The organism is Burkholderia sp. MSMB1826 (assembly GCF_001526325.1).
Classification (GTDB): domain Bacteria; phylum Pseudomonadota; class Gammaproteobacteria; order Burkholderiales; family Burkholderiaceae; genus Burkholderia.
The window spans coordinates 772,174-789,106 of the sequence record NZ_LOYN01000022.1 but is presented as its reverse complement, the minus strand read 5'-3'; the positions used below and the strand labels follow the sequence as shown (position 1 = coordinate 789,106).

17 protein-coding genes are annotated in these 16,933 nt (G+C 67.8%); 7 read left to right on the top strand and 10 right to left on the bottom strand.

Annotation, left to right across the window (positions count from 1 at the left end; translation table 11 throughout):
* Nucleotides 1-63: 63 nt before the first annotated feature.
* From WS95_RS15835 to WS95_RS15790, 10 genes are all read right to left on the bottom strand, one after another.
* On the bottom strand, nt 64-537 hold the full coding sequence (locus tag WS95_RS15835; protein WP_006476977.1) for a glycine zipper 2TM domain-containing protein: 474 nt from the start codon (nt 535-537) through the stop codon (nt 64-66).
* A 19-nt stretch (nt 538-556) separates the two neighbouring features.
* On the bottom strand, nt 557-1,495 hold the full coding sequence (locus WS95_RS15830) for a carbohydrate kinase family protein (protein WP_034206354.1): 939 nt from the start codon (nt 1,493-1,495) through the stop codon (nt 557-559).
* Between the two features lie 85 nt (nt 1,496-1,580).
* Nucleotides 1,581-2,084 (bottom strand): thiol peroxidase, encoded by a 504-nt coding sequence (gene tpx, locus WS95_RS15825; RefSeq protein ID WP_059824560.1) that lies wholly within the window; start codon nt 2,082-2,084, stop codon nt 1,581-1,583.
* A 71-nt stretch (nt 2,085-2,155) separates the two neighbouring features.
* Nucleotides 2,156-3,556 (bottom strand): DUF3426 domain-containing protein, encoded by a 1,401-nt coding sequence (locus tag WS95_RS15820; protein WP_059824559.1) that lies wholly within the window; start codon nt 3,554-3,556, stop codon nt 2,156-2,158.
* A 45-nt stretch (nt 3,557-3,601) separates the two neighbouring features.
* Nucleotides 3,602-4,504, bottom strand: a complete 903-nt coding sequence (gene prmA, locus WS95_RS15815) for a 50S ribosomal protein L11 methyltransferase (RefSeq protein ID WP_059791896.1) — start codon at nt 4,502-4,504, stop codon at nt 3,602-3,604.
* Nucleotides 4,505-4,506: 2 nt separating this feature from the next.
* Nucleotides 4,507-5,874, bottom strand: a complete 1,368-nt coding sequence (accC, locus tag WS95_RS15810) for an acetyl-CoA carboxylase biotin carboxylase subunit (protein WP_059500935.1) — start codon at nt 5,872-5,874, stop codon at nt 4,507-4,509.
* Between the two features lie 84 nt (nt 5,875-5,958).
* On the bottom strand, nt 5,959-6,435 hold the full coding sequence (gene accB / locus WS95_RS15805; RefSeq protein WP_034206358.1) for an acetyl-CoA carboxylase biotin carboxyl carrier protein: 477 nt from the start codon (nt 6,433-6,435) through the stop codon (nt 5,959-5,961).
* A 66-nt stretch (nt 6,436-6,501) separates the two neighbouring features.
* Nucleotides 6,502-6,954: a type II 3-dehydroquinate dehydratase gene (gene aroQ, locus WS95_RS15800; protein ID WP_027783493.1), complete on the bottom strand. Its 453-nt coding sequence runs from the start codon at nt 6,952-6,954 to the stop codon at nt 6,502-6,504.
* A 194-nt stretch (nt 6,955-7,148) separates the two neighbouring features.
* Entirely contained in the window at nt 7,149-7,700 is a 552-nt protein-coding gene (locus WS95_RS15795; RefSeq protein ID WP_034206359.1) for a TlpA family protein disulfide reductase, read from the bottom strand.
* A gap of 7 nt (nt 7,701-7,707) precedes the next feature.
* Complete coding sequence (locus tag WS95_RS15790; RefSeq protein ID WP_059500937.1) at nt 7,708-8,352, bottom strand: hypothetical protein; 645 nt, start codon at nt 8,350-8,352, stop codon at nt 7,708-7,710.
* A 246-nt stretch (nt 8,353-8,598) separates the two neighbouring features.
* Between WS95_RS15790 and mpl the strand changes: the two genes are divergently transcribed.
* From mpl to WS95_RS15755, 7 genes are all read left to right on the top strand, one after another.
* Nucleotides 8,599-9,984: a UDP-N-acetylmuramate:L-alanyl-gamma-D-glutamyl-meso-diaminopimelate ligase gene (gene mpl / locus WS95_RS15785; protein ID WP_059779127.1), complete on the top strand. Its 1,386-nt coding sequence runs from the start codon at nt 8,599-8,601 to the stop codon at nt 9,982-9,984.
* Nucleotides 9,981-10,550, top strand: coding sequence for a YqiA/YcfP family alpha/beta fold hydrolase (locus WS95_RS15780; protein WP_034206362.1), 570 nt, complete (start codon nt 9,981-9,983; stop codon nt 10,548-10,550). The genes mpl and WS95_RS15780 overlap by 4 nt, the downstream gene beginning before the upstream one ends.
* A gap of 80 nt (nt 10,551-10,630) precedes the next feature.
* Entirely contained in the window at nt 10,631-12,715 is a 2,085-nt protein-coding gene (locus tag WS95_RS15775) for a ribonuclease catalytic domain-containing protein (protein WP_059824557.1), read from the top strand.
* Entirely contained in the window at nt 12,712-13,578 is an 867-nt protein-coding gene (gene aroE, locus WS95_RS15770) for a shikimate dehydrogenase (RefSeq protein ID WP_059824555.1), read from the top strand. The genes WS95_RS15775 and aroE overlap by 4 nt, the downstream gene beginning before the upstream one ends.
* Nucleotides 13,579-13,592: 14 nt before the next feature.
* Nucleotides 13,593-14,330: a monofunctional biosynthetic peptidoglycan transglycosylase gene (mtgA, locus tag WS95_RS15765; RefSeq protein ID WP_034206365.1), complete on the top strand. Its 738-nt coding sequence runs from the start codon at nt 13,593-13,595 to the stop codon at nt 14,328-14,330.
* 425 nt (nt 14,331-14,755) lie between these two features.
* Nucleotides 14,756-16,366 (top strand): S10 family peptidase, encoded by a 1,611-nt coding sequence (locus WS95_RS15760; RefSeq protein ID WP_059824554.1) that lies wholly within the window; start codon nt 14,756-14,758, stop codon nt 16,364-16,366.
* A 76-nt stretch (nt 16,367-16,442) separates the two neighbouring features.
* A complete protein-coding gene (locus tag WS95_RS15755) occupies nt 16,443-16,841 on the top strand; it encodes an EF-hand domain-containing protein (protein ID WP_034206367.1) in 399 nt (132 codons plus the stop codon).
* Nucleotides 16,842-16,933 lie beyond the last annotated feature (92 nt).

Sequence of the window (16,933 nt, the reverse complement as noted above, 5' to 3'; positions counted from 1 at the left end):
AACGCATGTGCGGCTTCGCACATGCGTTCGATCGCGGCTTGCGCCGCGTGCTGAGGATACCGGTCAGTGCGTGACGCGCGTGACGCCGCCGCTCGACAGCAGGCGCACGCGCTCGCCGGCGCGGAACGCTTCGCCGCTTGCCGCCTGCGTGATCGAGCGCAGGTCGCCGTTGTCGAGGCGCACGGTGATTTCGACACCGTTCGCGGTGCTGAGGTTTTCGCCGACCGCGTTACCTGCGACCGCACCGACGAGGCCGCCGGCGATCGCCGTCAGGATCGAGCCTTTGCCGCCGCCGATCGCGCTGCCCGCGACCGCGCCGAGTGCACCGCCGCCAAGCGTGCCGATCGCGCTGCCGCCGCCGTCGGACTGAATGCGCACCGCACGGACGCTTTCGACCGTGCCCATGCGGACCGTCTGTTCGCGCTGCGCCTGGCCGACGCTATAGACATCCGCCGAACCGGGCGCCGTGAAGCAGCCGGCGAGCGTCAGCGTGGCGGTCAGCATGGCCGCGAGCGTGAGGGTTTTTTTCGTCAACATCTTTGCTCTCCCACAATATTCATTTGAGACTGTAACCGAATGCAGTCTCGAAGCGTGCGTCGATTTCGGCGCGCGTCAGTACGTAAGTCTGGGGCCCTTGATGGGCGATCTTGAGCGAGCCCATCAGGCTTGCGAGGCGGCCGGTGGTTGCCCAGTCGAAGCCTTGCTCGATGCCGTACAGCAGGCCACCCCGGAAGGCGTCGCCGCAGCCGGTCGGATCGGCGATGCGCTCGGCCGGCACGACCGGAATCTGTTCCGCACCCTGCTTGTGGCGGATGGTCGCGCCGTGCTCGCCACGCGTGATGACGAGGGCGTCGACCCGGCTGGCGATTTCATCTTCGGACCATCCCGTCTTGTCGCTCACCAGCTTGGCCTCGTAGTCGTTGACCGCGACATAGGTCGCAAGTTCAATGCTGCGGCGCAGCGTCGCACCGTCGAACAGCGGCAGGCCCTGGCCCGGATCGAACACGAACGGCACACCGGCCTCGGCGAGCTCTTCCACGTGCTGCACCATCCCGTCGAAGCCGTCCGGGCCGACGATCGCGAGCTTGATGTCCGGCGCGTCGCCCGCATGGTTCAGGTGCGATTGCATCATCGCGCCGGGGTGGAACGCCGCGATCTGGTTGTTGTCGAGATCGGTCGTGATCATCGCCTGCGCGGTGTACGTATCGGGCAGCACGCGAACGTGGTCGCGGCGCAGGCCGAGAGCGTCGAGCCGGTCGAGGTACGGCTGCGCATCCAGCGCGCCCATCGTGCCCATGATGCGCGCGTCGCCGCCGAGCAGGTGCAGCGCGTACCCGATGTTGCCCGCGCAGCCGCCGAATTCGCGGCGCATCGTCGGCACGAGGAAGCTCAGGTTGATGAGGTGCACCTGGTCGGGCAGGATGTGCTCGCGGAACCGCCCTTCGAAGGTCATGATGGAGTCGTAGGCGATCGAGCCGCAAATCAGCGTAGCCAAGGTGTGCGTTCCTGTAGAAATGAGGGGCCCTGCGCGACAACGCCGCGCGAAGGGCGCGGCGCGGCAGGGGAAAGCGGAAGAAAGCTTACTTCAGTGCGGCGAGCGCTGCATCGTAGTTCGGCTCGTCCTTGATTTCGCCGACGAGTTCCGCGTGGATCACCTTGTCCTGCGCGTCGAGCACGACCACCGCGCGTGCGGTCAGGCCGTTCAGCGGGCCGCTCGTCACGTCGACGCCGTACGCGTTCGCGAACGCGCGGCCGGTGCGGAACGTCGATGCCGTCACGACCTTCTCGAGGCCTTCGGTCGTGCAGAAGCGCGTGGCGGCGAACGGCAGGTCGGCGGACACGACCACCACCACCGTGTTGTCGAGCGACGACGCGGCTTCGTTGAACTTGCGGGTCGACGTCGCGCAGGTCGGCGTGTCGAGGCTCGGCACGATGTTCAGCACCTTGCGCTTGCCGGCGAAGCTGGCGAGCGACAGGTCGGCGAGGTCCTTGCCGACCAGCTTGAAATCGGCGGCTTGCGCGCCGACGGCCGGGAACGTGCCGGCGAGATCGATCGGGTTGCCACCCAGCGTAACTTTGCTCATGTTCGTGCTCCGAAATAGCGCGCCGCTCGGGCGCGCGGGTTGAGACGGGCGCGCAAGCGCGCCGCGGCGCGTCACGGATAGAAGATCTGGACGCGGAAATTCGAGGCGGGCGTGCCGTTCGTGTCGAGGCGGACGACCATCGTCTGCGTCGTGCCGGGCGGCAGCCCGGCGTCGATCGGCGTGCCCGGGCGCACGTAGTCGCGCGGCGCGAGCACGCGGCGCACGGTGACGTGATTGGTGTCGTCGAGCAGCGTGAGTTCGAGCGACGGGTACGCGAGCGCGACGCGGTAGCGGTTCGTCAGCGGCACCTTCAGTTCGAGCTTGTGCGGGCCGTCGATCTGGCGCAGGTCGGTCGCATCGAGCCGCAGCCCGTCGATGGCGCGCGGCGGCGCGACCGTGCAGCCGAGCGGCGCACAGGCCTGCCGGAACCAGCTCTGCGTGACGGGCCAGTAGATCATCAGCGCTTCGCGCTGCCACCACGCCAGTTGCACGACGAGCAGGCCGACCAGCGCGGCCGCGACGAGGCCGCCGAAAAAGCCGCCGAGCATTCCGCGTCGCTGCGGCGCGCGCGTCTCGCGCGTGACGGCGAAGTGCGGACGATCGTCGTCGGCCGGCGCGGCGGGGAACGGGACGGTCAGTGAGACGGCCGGTTGGACGGCCGGTTCATCGGTTGCCGCTCCGGCCGGGGCCTTGTCGTGTCGGGCGAGGGTGTCGGATTCCGATGCGGTCCCGGTTTCGGCGACGGCCGGTGCGGGCGTGAACGCAAAGCGCGGTTCGCGCGGCGCGCGTTCGTCGTCCGGCACGGCGAAGTGCGCGTGGCCGACGGGTTCGGCCGGTTCGGCGGCGGTTTCCGTTTCCGACGGCAGGTGGGCGACGAAGCGTGGCTCGCGCGGGTCGCGCTCGACGGGTGAGGGCGCGGTTTCGCCGGTTTCGTGCGGTTCGTGCCGCGAATGCGGCGAATGCGGCGAATGCGGCGAATGCGGTTCGGCCGGTTGCTCGACGGCAGCCGATGAATCGAGCTCGGCCGGAGCGTTTGCGAACGGCGCGGGCGTACCCGACAGGTGGACGACGCCGGCTTCCGTGGACGGGAGCGCGAGCGGGATCAGCGGCTCGGTGCGCACGGTCTCGGCGCTGTGCTGCAGCGACGGATCGACGCCGGCGTCGAGCCACGGCGCCCACATGTCCCAGCCATCCGACTTGTAATCGGTGCCGGTCGGCAAGCCGGCCGGCGCGTCGGCGGTGAACAGTCGGACCGGGGCGGCCTGCGAGTGTGCGTCGCCGTCATGCGGCGCGGCAGCCGGTTCCGTCAACGCCGGTTCGGGCTGCTGCGCGTACTCGGGAACGAGCGACTCGGAAGCGTTGAAGACTTCGTGGCAATGCCCGCAGCGCACGAGCCCCTGATGCAGCGAGAGCTGTTCCTGCTGCAGCCGGAAGACGGTTTCGCAATGAGGGCAGCGCGTCGCAAGGAGCATGTCGAGCCGGGCGGCCTGCGGGCCAGAGTGAAGGACAGCGCTATTCTAATGGCTTTCGCGGCGGGTTCCGGCGAGGCATACCCAACCTTCGTGTTCGCGCCAGACCGAGATGTCGACGTAGCGCGCATAAACGGCCGCGACCTCGTCCGCCTGGCGCGCGAGCACGCCCGACAGCGCGATGCGGCCGCCCGGCTTGACCTTCGACGCGAGCATCGATGCCATCAGCTTCAGCGGATTCGACAGGATGTTCGCGACGACGATGTCGAATTCGCCGTCCGGGCATGCATCGGGCAGCCCGTACGTGACTTCCGCCCGGTTGCGTTCGCTGTTCTGGCGCGCCGATTCGACCGCCTGCGGATCGATGTCGATGCCGATCACGGGGTTCGCCCCGCATTTCTTCGCGAGGATCGCGAGGATGCCCGAGCCGCAGCCGTAGTCGAGCACCGACTGGCCGGGCTTCACCGACTGTTCGAGCCACTCCATGCAGAGGCGCGTGGTGGGGTGGCTGCCGGTGCCGAACGCGAGGCCGGGGTCGAGCTCGAGGACGAGCGCATCGGGATCGGGCGCATCGTGCCACGACGGCACGACCCAGATCCGCTCGCCGATCGGGATGGGCTCGAACTGCGACTGCGTGAGCCGCACCCAGTCCTGCTCCTCGACGTCGCGCACGACGAACGCCGGTGTCTCGGCGATGCCGATTTCGTTCGCGGCCGCCGCGAGCAGCACGGCCGGTTCATGGTCGGCCGACAGCAGCGCGACCACGCGCGAGTGCTGCCACGCGGTGCGATCGGGCACGAGGCCCGGCTCGCCGAAGAGCGGCTGTTCGTCGGGCGTGTCGGCGTCGGCGTCTTCGACGGACACCGACAGCGCGCCGAGCTCGAGCAGCGCGTCGGACAGGGCCTCCGCATGCTCGCGGGCCAGTTCGACGACGAGTTCGCGATAACTCATGCTTACGCTTCTTCCGGTGCGACCTGCTGCTTCTGCGCGAGCCGGTTTTCGAGGTAATGGATGCTGGTGCCGCCTTCGACGAACTTCGAGTCGATCATCAGCTCGCGGTGCAGCGGGATGTTGGTCTGGATGCCTTCGACGACCATTTCCGACAGCGCGATGCGCATCCGGCGGATCGCCTGCTCGCGCGTCGCGCCGTAGGTGATCAGCTTGCCGATCATCGAATCGTAGTTCGGCGGCACGAAATAGCCATTGTAGGCGTGCGAGTCGACGCGCACGCCGGGGCCGCCCGGTGTATGCCACGACGTGATCCGGCCCGGCGAGGGCGTGAACTTGAACGGATCTTCGGCGTTGATCCGGCATTCGATCGCATGCCCGCGGAACTGGATGTCGCGCTGGCGCAGCGCGAGCTTCTCGCCGGCCGCGATGCGGATCTGTTCCTGCACGATGTCGACGCCGGTGATCAGTTCCGATACCGGGTGCTCGACCTGCACGCGCGTGTTCATCTCGATGAAGTAGAACTCGCCGTTTTCGTACAGGAATTCGAAGGTGCCCGCGCCGAGGTAGCCCATCTTCTTGCACGCGTCCGCGCAGCGGTCGCCGATGCGGTCGATCAGGCGGCGCGGAATGCCGGGCGCCGGCGCTTCCTCGATCACCTTCTGGTGGCGGCGCTGCATCGAGCAGTCGCGCTCGCCGAGCCAGATCGCGTTCTTGTGCGCGTCCGACAGCACCTGGATCTCGATGTGGCGCGGGTTCTCGAGGAACTTCTCCATGTACACCTGCGGGTTGCCGAACGCACGGCCGGCTTCCTCGCGGGTCATGTTGACCGCGTTGACGAGCGCGGCCTCGGTGTGCACGACGCGCATCCCGCGCCCGCCGCCGCCGCCCGCCGCCTTGATGATGACCGGATAGCCGATCGCGCGCGCAATCTTGACGATCTCCTTCGGATCTTCCGGCAACGCGCCTTCCGAGCCCGGCACGCACGGCACGCCGGTCTTGATCATCGTCTGCTTCGCAGTGACCTTGTCGCCCATCATGCGGATCGTTTCCGGGCGCGGGCCGATGAACGTGAAGCCCGACTGCTCGACGCGCTCCGCGAAATCGGCGTTCTCCGACAGGAAGCCGTAGCCGGGGTGGATCGCCTCGGCATCGGTCACTTCCGCGGCGCTGATCAGCGCCGGCATGTTCAGGTAGCTCAGGTTCGACGGGGCCGGGCCGATACAGACGGCTTCGTCCGCGAGGCGCACGTACTTGGCTTCCTTGTCGGCTTCCGAGTAGACGACCACCGTCTTGACGCCGAGTTCGCGGCACGCGCGCTGGATGCGCAGCGCGATTTCACCGCGGTTGGCAATGAGGATTTTTTCAAACATAGCGAGTATTCGTCTCTTCGAGGGGCGCGCGAACGGCGCCTGGCGAGCATCGGCGGCGCGCGGCAGGGTGGCCGCGCGGCGGGCTTAGCCGATCACGAAAAGCGGCTGGCCGTATTCGACGGCCTGGCCGTTCTCGACGAGGATTTCCTTGATCACGCCGGCCTTGTCCGACTCGATCTCGTTGAGCAGCTTCATCGCTTCGATGATGCAGATCGTCTGGCCTTCCTTGACCGTGTCGCCGGCCTGCACGAACGGGTCGGCGCCCGGCGACGGCGCGCGATAGAACGTGCCGACCATCGGCGACGTCACGACGTGGCCCTGCGGGGCGGCCGGTGCGGCCGGGGCGCCGGCTGCCGGCGCCGCTGCTGCGCCATCGGTCGGCAGCGCGGCCGACGGCGCCGGCGCGCTGACTTGCGGGGCATACCCAGCCGTCGGCTGCACGTAGACCGGCGGCGCGTTCTTGACGATGCGCACCTTGCCTTCGCCTTCCGTCACTTCCAGCTCGGAGATGCCGGATTCGGAAACGAGGTCGATCAGAGTTTTCAGCTTACGAAGATCCATCGGGAATTCCCCTTTCAATACGTGAAAGCGCCGGTTAGGGGCCGGCGCTGAATCTAGATCGCGAAATCAGCCGCGCGACGCGCCTTGCAGCTTGTCCAGCGCGTACTCGAGCGCGTACAGATAACCTTTCCAGCCGAGCCCGCAGATCACGCCTTCGGCCTGGTCGGAAAAGTAGGAGTGGTGCCTGAACGCTTCGCGGCGATGCACGTTCGACAAGTGAACCTCGACGAACGGGATGCCGACGCCGGCGATCGCGTCCCGGATCGCAACGCTCGTATGCGTATACGCGGCCGGATTGATCAGGATGAAATCGGTCTGTTCCTCCCGCGCGGCCTGGATGCGGTCGACCAGCGCGCCTTCATGGTTGCTCTGGAACGACGACAGTTCGGCGCCGGCTTCCCGGGCGCGCGCGGCAAGCGCCTGATCGATCTGCGCGAGCGTGACGCGGCCATACACCTCCGGTTCCCGGGTGCCGAGAAGGTTCAGGTTGGGGCCGTGCAGCACCAGCAATCGTGTCATGGTCGCTTCTATTTCTGCGGAATTGCGCGAACTTTAGCGCTATTTAGAGAAATTTGTCTAGTTTTGCCGAACGGCCGGGCGCGCCGGCCCTGCAAGAATTACCGGTGCCGACGCGCAGTATCGGCGAATTCACGCGAAATTGCGGCGATCGACCCGCAAATCGCCGTCAACGCGCGGGCCGCCGTTCGGGCCGATTACAGCGCGTCGAGCGTCTTTTTCAGCTCGGCCGGCTGGATTTGTCCCAATTTTGTCTCGCGAACCTTGCCGGTTTCGTCGATGACGACGGTAAACGGCAGCGCGCCGGCGGTATTTCCGAAATTCCGGGCCAGATCGGCGCCTGCATAGCCGCTGACGAAGACCGGATAGTCGACCTTCACCTTCTGCAGGAAGGCCTTCACGTTCTGCTCGGAATCGACGCCGATCCCGACGAAACGGATGCCTTTCTGTTTGTACTGATGCGACAGCGCCACGAGCTCGGGCATCTCCTCGACGCACGGGCCGCACCACGACGCCCAGAAATTGACGACGACTTTCTGACCCTTGAACGCGGCCAGCGTGGCCGGCTTGCCGTCGATGCCGGTGAGCGACGACGCCCACAGCTGGTCGACCGGGTTGCCGTGGGCGGTCGGCGCCGCGACGGCGACGCCGTCGTCGGCCGTGCCGCGGAACCAGTGGCCGGCGGCGATCCCGCCCGCGACGGCGGCGGCCGCGACCACCGCGAGCGCCAACATGCGTTTCATCATCATCGTTGAATCATTCCGGTTCGGAAGGGGCCTGGCTCGCGTCGACGAGCGCGCGCAGCGCGGCGGCATCCGCGCGGGCGACGCGCCCGCGCGCGTCGGCCTTCACCGCGCCGCGCAGATCGTCGCTCGCATAGAGCGCGAGATGGATGCCGATCGCGTCCATGTCGCGCCGCGGGCGCCACAGGAAGCTGAGCGTCTCGACGTCGCCGCGGCCCGCGAAATGCCGCGTCTCCGACACGTCGTACTGGACGTTCTGGTTCAGCAGGTAGATCGCGACGTCCTTCGGGTTGTCGGTGAATGCCTGCAAATGGATATCCGAATGCGCGTTCGCGGTGCCGTTCAGCACGGCACCCGTCACATAAGGATGGAACTCGGCGAGCCGGCGCATCCAGTCGAGCGCGATCTCGCGCAGGCGGCGCAGTTCGTCCGGCTGCGTGTCGCTCTGGAACAGCGCGAGGTATTCGCGCAGTTCTTCCTCGATCTGGTCGTTATCCGGCAGCCATTCGCCGGCAACGCGCGAATCGCCCAGCAACTGGCGCGCGGCCTTGCGCTTCGCGCCGGCGTAGTCCTGGCCATCCTCCGCGATCAGGCGGGCGGCTGACTGGGCGATTTCCTCGCGGACGCGCCGCGGGTCGACAAGAGGTTTGCGAGACATGATCCGGCAATCATACTCGATCGTCGCGGCGCCCGAGCACGGGTGCGGCGGCCCGCCGCCCGAGGGCGCCGGCGCCGTTCGCGCGCATCGTTCGGGCCGCCGGGCATCGCAAGCCGTCAGTTACAATACTGCTCTTTGTGTCGCGGCCAGGTCGTTGGCCGGGCGCCGGCCGCACGGCCTCGCCGGCGCGCCGCGCACGCATCCTTTCCGAATCGACGGCGCCCGGCGGCGCGAAAGCATTCATCTATGCACATCCACATTCTTGGCATCTGCGGCACCTTCATGGGCGGTCTCGCCGTACTCGCACGCGAGGCGGGCCACACGGTGACGGGTTGCGACGCGGGCGTCTATCCGCCGATGAGCACGCAGCTCGAGGCACAGGGCATCGCGCTGACCGAGGGCTACGGCGCCGAGCAGATCGACCTGAAACCGGACCTGTTCGTGATCGGCAACGTCGTCACGCGCGGCAATCCGCTGATGGAGGCGATCCTCGATCGCGGCCTGCCTTACGTGTCCGGCCCGCAGTGGCTCGGCGAGCACGTGCTCGCCGGCAAATGGGTGCTCGCGGTCGCGGGCACGCACGGCAAGACGACCACGTCGTCGATGCTCGCGTGGCTGCTGGAAGACGCGGGGCTGAACCCGGGCTTCCTGATCGGCGGCGTGCCGCTGAACTTCGGCGTGTCCGCGCGGCTGACCGATTCGAGCTTCTTCGTGATCGAGGCCGACGAGTACGACACGGCGTTCTTCGACAAGCGCTCGAAATTCGTGCACTACCGGCCGCGCACCGCGGTGCTGAACAACCTCGAATTCGATCACGCCGACATCTTCCCCGATCTCGCCGCGATCGAGACGCAATTCCATCATCTCGTGCGCACCGTGCCCGGCGTCGGGCGAATCGTCGCGAACGGTCGTTCGGACGCGCTCGAGCGCGTGCTGGCGCGCGGCTGCTGGAGTGAGGTCGAGCGCTTCGGCGTCGACGGCGGCTGGCAGGCGCTGCCGGCGGAGGACGGCGTGCCGGTCGACGAACGCTTCGCGGTGTATTCGCACGCCGAGCGCGTCGGCGAAGTCGCGTGGCAGGTGCAGGGCGACCACAACCGGATGAACGCGCTCGCGGCGATCGCCGCCGCGCGCCACGTCGGCGTGCCGCCCGCGCAGGCCGCCGAATCGCTCGCGTCGTTCCGCAACGTGAAGCGCCGCATGGAAGTGCGCGGCAGCGTCGACGGCGTGATCGTCTACGACGATTTCGCGCACCATCCGACCGCGATCGACACTACGATCGCCGGCCTTCGTGCGCGCATCGGCCGGGAGAATACCCGCATCCTCGCGGTACTCGAGCCGCGCTCGAACACGATGAAGCTCGGCGTGATGAAGTCGCAATTGCCGGCGAGCCTCGCCGATGCCGATCTCGTGTTCGGCTACGGCGCGCCGACCGGGCGCGATGCGCTCGGCTGGAATCTCGCCGAGGCGCTCGCGCCGCTTGGCGAGCGCGCGCGCGCATTCGACGATCTGCATCTGCTGGTGAAGGCGGTGGTCGAGGCCGCGCGTCCGGGCGACCACGTGCTCGTGATGAGCAACGGCGGCTTCGGCGGCGTGCACCAGAAGCTGCTCGACGCGCTCGGGAGCCGCACGTGATCCTGTATCTGCACGGCTTCCGGTCGTCGCCGGAATCGCAGAAATCGCGGCTGCTCGCCGCGCGCATGGCCGAACTCGGCCGCACCGGCGAGTGGCGGTGCCCGTCGCTGTCGGTGTCGCCGCTCGAGGCGATCGCGGTCGCCGAGGCCGAGGTCGCGGGCGCGGCCGACGTCACCGTCATCGGCAGCTCGCTCGGCGGCTATTACGCGACGTGGCTCGCGGAAAAACACGGGTGGAAGGCCGTGCTGCTGAATCCGGCCATCGTCCCGCAGCGCGACCTCGAACAGTATCTCGGCGAACAGCCGCTGTGGCACGGAGGCGGCACGATCGTCGTCGAGCGCCGCCACCTGCACGAACTCGACGCGCTGCGCGTGCCGGCGATCACGCGCGCCGACCGCTACTATCTGTTCGCGGCGACCGGCGACGAAGTGCTCGATTATCGCGAGATGCTCGCCCATTACCCGGGCGCGAAAACCCGCGTGATCGACGGCAGCGATCACGGAATCAGCGAATTTGCCGACTATGTCGACGACGTTCTCGCGTTTTGCGACGGAAAGACGTCATAAACCGGCCGCGTGCCGAACGAATTCCCATCATCATGCGGCGCCGTCGACACGGCGCCCGGCAGTCTGAACGAGAGTACTGAGTGAACGTTTTCTTCGAGGAATCGGGCAGTTTCAAGGCGGGCAGCGTGCTGTCGCGCCAGGGCGACGCGTTTCAGGTCGAGTTGCCCGGCGGGCGGCGCGCGAAGGTGCGCGCGAAAGACGTGCTGATCGAATTCGACAAGCCGGCCGCGGGCGAGCTGATGCAGGAGGCCGACACGGCCGCGCAGCAGATCGACCTGGACTTCCTGTGGGAATGCGCGCCGGCCGACGAGTTCGCGTACACGGCGCTCGCCGCCGAGTACTTCGGCGCGACGTACGGCCCGGTCGAGCGCGCGGCGCTCGTGCTGCGGCTGCACGGCTCGCCCGTCTATTTCCGCCGCAAGGGGCGCGGCCAGTACCAGCGCGCGCCGGAAGAGCAGCTCAAGATGGCGCTCGCCTCGCTCGAGCGCAAGCGCCAGCAGGCGCTCGTGCAGGCGCAGTACGAAGAGGAACTGAAGGCCGGCAAGCTGCCGGAAGCGTTCGCGGGCAAGGTGCTCGGGCTGCTGACGCGGCCGGACAAGAATTCGATCGAATACAAGGCGATGGAAGCGGCGGCCGGCGCGCGCGGCGTGTCGCCGGCGCGGCTGATGCTCGACTGCGGCGGCATCGAGTCGCCGCGCGCGCTGCACGAAGCGCGCTTTCTCGCGGAATTCTTCCCGCACGGCACGGGCTTTCCGCCCGTCACGGTCGGCCCGCTGCCGGACGACCTGCCGCGCGCGAACGTCGAGGCGTTCTCGATCGACGACATCACGACCACCGAAATCGACGACGCATTTTCGGTCGAGCACCTGGCCGACGGCCGGGTGCGGATCGGCGTGCACATCGCGGCGCCGGCGCTCGGCATCGTGCGCGGCGATCCGGTCGATGCGATCGCGCGCGCGCGCCTGTCGACCGTCTACATGCCGGGCGACAAGATCACGATGCTGCCGGACGACGTCGTCGACGTGTTCACGCTGAAAGAGGGCGATTACCGCCCGGCGCTGTCGCTGTACATCATCGTCAACCGCGAGACGCAGGACATCGTCGCGAACGAGACGCGCGCCGAGCTCGTCTTCGTGAAGAACAACCTGCGCCACAACACGCTCGACGAGCTCGTCACCGAAGAGACGCTCGCGGCCGGCACCGGCGACTATCCGCACAAGGACGACATCGCCGTGCTGTGGCCGCTCGCGCAGGCGCTGTTCGAGAAGCGCCAGGTCGCGCGCGCGGGCTACGGCCTGAAGCGCGAGGTGCAGCGCAACACCGACTACAACTTCTACGTCGAAGGCGAGCACGTGACGATCACGCCGCGCCGCCGCGGCTCGCCGCTCGACCTGATCGTCTCGGAGCTCGCGATTCTCGCGAACTCGACGTGGGGCGCGTTCCTGCACGATCACACGGTGCCGGGCATCTATCGTTCGCAGCGCGGCTTCGGCGCGCCGGGCCCGAAGCGCACGCGGATGCAGACGACGGCCGCGCCGCACGAAGGCCTCGGCGTCGCGCAATACGCGTGGAGCACGTCGCCGCTGCGCCGCTACGTCGACCTCGTGAACCAGTGGCAACTGCTCGCGTGCGTGCAGCACGGCGTCACCGCGAAGCTCGCGGCGCCGTTCAAGCCGAAGGACGCCGACCTGTACGCGGTCGTGCAGGGGTTCGACGATACGTATACGGCCTACGCCGACTACCAGCGCCGGATGGAGTACTTCTGGTGCCTGCGCTGGCTCGCGCAGGAGCAGAAGAAGCAGGTCGTCGCGAGCGTCGTGAAGGGCGATCTCGTGCGCCTCGAGGACATTCCGCTGCTGCTGCACGTGCCGGGGCTCGGCGTGCATGCGCGCGGCACGCGCGTGCTGCTCGACGTGATGTCGCTCGACGAGCTGACGATCGAGGCGTCGGTGCGCCTCTTGAACGTGCTCGACGCGCCGACCGTGACGAGCGGCGACGCGGCCGACGAAGAGGATGACGCCGAAGGCGGCGACGATACGCTGGTCGACGCGGAGGACGCGTCGGCGCAAGCCGAGGCCGAAGCACTGGCCGAATCGGGCGATGCGGCGGCGGAGGGCGGCGAAGCCGCGAGCGGCAACGACGGCGAGGAAGGGCGCGCATCATGAACGCAGCCGCGTCGTCGAGCGGCGTCGACCGCTATGTCGTGTTCGGCAACCCGGTGGCGCACAGCAAGTCGCCGTTCATCCACGCGCAATTCGCCGCGCAGACCGGCGAGCCGATCGAGTACACGCACCGGCTCGCGCCGGTGGACGGTTTCGAGGCCGCCGTGCGCGCGTTCGTCGCCGAAGGCGGTCGCGGCGCGAACGTGACGGTGCCGTTCAAGCTCGACGCGCATGCGCTCGCCGACACGCTGTCGCCGCGCGCGGCGGCGGCGGGCGCGGTGAACACGCTGCGTATCGACGCCGACGGCCGTCTTCACGGCGACAACACCGACGGCGTCGGCCTCGTGCGCGACATCGAAGCGAATCTCGGCGTGTCGCTTGCGGGCGCGCGCATCCTGCTGCTCGGCGCGGGCGGCGCCGCGCGCGGTGTCGTGCTGCCGCTGCTCGATCGCGCGCCGCTGTCGATCGCGATCGTGAACCGCACCGCGAGCAAGGCCGAAGCGCTCGTCGGCCAGTTCATGCAGGCCGCGCACGATGCGGGTTGCACGCTCGCGGGCGGCGGCCCAGGCGTCGTGCGGGCCGAACCGTACGACGTGGTGATCAATGCGACGGCCGGCAGCCTCGACGCCGCCCTGCCGGAATGCGACGCTGCCGCGTTCGGCGCCGGCACGCTCGCGTACGACATGATGTACGGCGCGCAGCCGACCGTGTTCATGCAGCACGCGGCGTCGCTCGGCGCACGCACGGCCGACGGGCTCGGGATGCTGGTCGAGCAGGCGGCCGAATCGTTCTTCATCTGGCGCGGCGTGCGGCCGGACGGCGCACCGGTGCTGGCCGCGCTGCGCCTGGCGCTCGCGGCGAGCTGAACGGAGCGCGGCACGTGGTGGCGGTGAGCGGCACGCAGCGCACGCGGACGACGAGCCTCGCTCGCTGGATCGTCTATGCGGGATCGGTGTTCGCGGGCGCATGGCTCGCGACGCAACTGTTCTATCTCGCGCAGATCGCGCTGTGGTCGTTCGTGAATCCGGGCTCGACCGCGTTCATGCGCACCGACGCGTGGTGGCTGTCGCGCGACACGCCGCCCGCGCAGATCCGGCACCAGTGGGTGCCGTACGACCAGATCTCGCGCAACCTGAAGCGTGCGCTGATCGCGTCCGAAGATGCGACCTTCGCGACCAACAACGGCTACGACGTCGACGCGATCCTGCAGGCATGGGAGAAGAACAAGGCGCGCGGCAGGATCGTCGCGGGCGGCTCGACGATCACGCAGCAGCTCGCGCGCAACCTGTTCTTGTCGCGCGAGAAGAGCTACATCCGCAAGGGGCAGGAGCTGATCATCACGTGGATGCTCGAGACGGTGCTCGACAAGGAGCGCATCTTCGAGATCTACCTGAATTCGGTCGAGTGGGGGCGCGGCGTGTACGGCGCCGAAGCGGCCGCACGCTATTACTACAAGATTCCCGCGAGCCGGCTCGGCGCGTGGCAGTCGGCGCGCCTCGCGGTGATGCTGCCGAAGCCGCGCTGGTTCGATGCGCATCGCGGCTCGGCCTACCAGGCGCAGCGGGCGGCGATCATCGCGCGCCGGATGGGCGCGGCCGAGCTGCCGCAATCCGAATGAGCGGCGCGTTCGCGCCGCTGCATTGTCCGTTTCGCCGTCGACGCGCGATTGGTGCGCTGCAGCGGATTCGTGTCGCCGTCATTTCGGGCCACATCCTTTAGACGAATCCGTCTATTTCGGTTTGCTGAGCAATGACGGCGACCGCACGATTTTGTTGGCCGGCAGCGCGTGAAATCGATGCATTTTTAGTCTTTGCGAGTAAACGCGAAAGTCGATGAAAGCGACGCGAAATGCAACGTTTCGCGAATCGAAGCATTCCTGAAAGGTGTGCGCCGCACCGCCCGCGCGCCAAATATTTCAAAATTTTTCAAAGCTGACGGGCTCGCGTATATTGGCCAGCGCCTCGGCTTATCGGCCGCAATCGAGGCGGGGGGCGGCTTATCCGGCTGCTCGACACAAAAACATCCGAGAGAAGGAACGCAACGATGCCAGCGAGCAAAGCGAAGCTGTTGTTGGGGGTGGTGTGTTCTTCGCTGATTCTGACGGCCTGCAACGACGACGTGACGTCGTCCGCTGCTGCAAGCGCCGCCAATTCGGCCGATCCCGCCGGTCAGGTCGACCGCGCGTACAACGATCCCAACAGTTATTCGTCGAGCGCGAACGCGTCGCTCGACGCGTCCGCCGCGGTCGAAAAGGCCGCCGTCACGCACCACCAGATCACGCTGAACGGCAAGACGATCCGCTACACGGCCACCGCCGGCCACCTCGTCGCACGCAATCCGCAGACGGGCGCGCCCGAAGCGTCGTTCTTCTATGTCGCCTACACGGCCGACAACCAGCCCGCGGCGAAGCGGCCCGTCACGTTCCTGTACAACGGCGGCCCAGGCTCGGCCTCGGTGTGGCTGCACCTCGGTTCGTTCGGCCCGCGCCGGATCCAGACCGGCGACCCGAACGCGAACACGTCGACGTTCCCGTTCGTCGACAACCAGGAAACGCTGCTCGACACGACCGACCTCGTGTTCGTCGATGCGATCGGCACCGGCTTCTCGGAAGCGATCGCGCCGAACACGAACCAGACGTTCTGGGGCGTCGATCAGGATGCCGGCGCGTTCCGCGATTTCGTGACGCGCTATCTGAGCGTGAACCAGCGCAACGATTCGCCGAAATACCTGTTCGGCGAATCGTACGGCACGCCGCGCACCGACGTGCTCGCGAACCTGCTCGAGACGGCCGGCGTGAAGCTCGACGGCATCGTGCTGCAATCGTCGATCCTGAACTACAACACGAACTGCGACATGGCGAGCGACTATGTCGGCAATTCGAACAATGGCGCGAGCCCGGTGAGCTGCGCCGGCTTCGTGCCGTCGTACGGTACGGTCGGCGCGTATTACCAGCTCGACAACCCCAACCCGTCGAACCTGCCGCAGTATGCGGACCAGATGCGCCTGCTGACGGCCGGCAGCTACGCGCCTGCCGTGAACGCGTATCTGGCGAGCCACACGCCGCCGCCGCCGAATCTCGTCACGACGATGGCGAATTCGACCGGCGTGAAGCGGGCGCTGTGGGAGGCGGACTTCAACGTGGTTCCGACCTTCTTCGACAACAGCTTCCAGCTGTCGCTGGTCCCGGGCACGCTGATCGGCCGTTACGACGCACGCGTGAACGTGCCCGTGTCGAGCCCGCTCGCGGCCGACGGCGATCCGTCCAGCTCGTTCATCACGAAGCCGTTCACCGACACGATCGGCAGCTACCTGCCGAACGAGCTGAAGTACACCGCGCAGTCGGCCTACTCGGTGAGCAGCAACGCGATCAACACGTGGGACTGGACGCACGACGGCCTGGCGATGCCCGACACGATCCCCGATCTGGCCGCGGCGCTGACGCTGAATCCGCAACTGAAGGTGCTGTCGCTGAACGGGTATCACGACATCGCGACGCCGTTCTACCAGACCGAGCTCGACCTCGCGCGGCTCGGGACGCAACCGAACCTGACGATCAAGGACTATCAGGGCGGGCACATGGTTTATCTCGACGATACGTCGCGTCCGCAGGAGAAAGCCGATCTCGTGACCTTCTACAGCGCGGCCGCGCACTGATTGCGCTACGCCGGCGACAGGGCGCCCCCGCGGCGCCGCTCGCCGGCCGTCGACCTCATCCAGACTGGAGCCTGACATGAAGAATCGTTTCATCGTCGTTGCCGCCGCGCTCGCATGCGTCGGCGCCGCAGCATCCCTGTCCGCGTTCGCGCAGGCGAGCGACGCCGCCGCGCCGGCGCGTGCGCGCCAGGCGCAGCTCGGCGATCCGTACGTGCCGCCGGCCGCCCGTCACCCGACCGCCGGCACGCAAACGACCGGCGCCGCGCTGCATGCGCAGGTGGTGCGCAAGCTCGCGCGGCAATTCAGCGCGGCCGATACGCAGAACACGGGTTCGATCACCGAGTCGCAGGCGCGCGCGGCCGGCCTCGGCTACGTCGCGAACCACTTCCGGCAGATCGACGCGGGCGGCAACGGTCGCGTGTCGTTCGCCGACGTGCAGCGCTACATGCAGGCGCGCGACACGAGCCAGCAGTAAGCGCGCGACGCGTCGAACAAACGGGGGCGGAGCCTGCGGCGCAGCGGGTTTTCCGCCCCCGTGCGCATGGCGCGGCCGCCGCGTCGAGCCCG

Bases quoted from the DNA above. Each gene is read 5' to 3' on its own strand.
- WS95_RS15835 (WP_006476977.1), bottom strand. From the start codon at position 537: ATGTTGACGAAAAAAACCCTCACGCTCGCGGCCATGCTGACCGCCACG.
- tpx (WP_059824560.1), bottom strand. From the start codon at position 2,084: ATGAGCAAAGTTACGCTGGGTGGCAACCCGATCGATCTCGCCGGCACG.
- WS95_RS15820 (WP_059824559.1), bottom strand. From the start codon at position 3,556: ATGCTCCTTGCGACGCGCTGCCCTCATTGCGAAACCGTCTTCCGGCTG.
- prmA (WP_059791896.1), bottom strand. From the start codon at position 4,504: ATGAGTTATCGCGAACTCGTCGTCGAACTGGCCCGCGAGCATGCGGAG.
- accC (WP_059500935.1), bottom strand. From the start codon at position 5,874: ATGTTTGAAAAAATCCTCATTGCCAACCGCGGTGAAATCGCGCTGCGC.
- accB (WP_034206358.1), bottom strand. From the start codon at position 6,435: ATGGATCTTCGTAAGCTGAAAACTCTGATCGACCTCGTTTCCGAATCC.
- aroQ (WP_027783493.1), bottom strand. From the start codon at position 6,954: ATGACACGATTGCTGGTGCTGCACGGCCCCAACCTGAACCTTCTCGGC.
- WS95_RS15795 (WP_034206359.1), bottom strand. From the start codon at position 7,700: ATGATGATGAAACGCATGTTGGCGCTCGCGGTGGTCGCGGCCGCCGCC.
- WS95_RS15790 (WP_059500937.1), bottom strand. From the start codon at position 8,352: ATGTCTCGCAAACCTCTTGTCGACCCGCGGCGCGTCCGCGAGGAAATC.
- mpl (WP_059779127.1), top strand. From the start codon at position 8,599: ATGCACATCCACATTCTTGGCATCTGCGGCACCTTCATGGGCGGTCTC.
- aroE (WP_059824555.1), top strand. From the start codon at position 12,712: ATGAACGCAGCCGCGTCGTCGAGCGGCGTCGACCGCTATGTCGTGTTC.
- WS95_RS15760 (WP_059824554.1), top strand. From the start codon at position 14,756: ATGCCAGCGAGCAAAGCGAAGCTGTTGTTGGGGGTGGTGTGTTCTTCG.
- WS95_RS15755 (WP_034206367.1), top strand. From the start codon at position 16,443: ATGAAGAATCGTTTCATCGTCGTTGCCGCCGCGCTCGCATGCGTCGGC.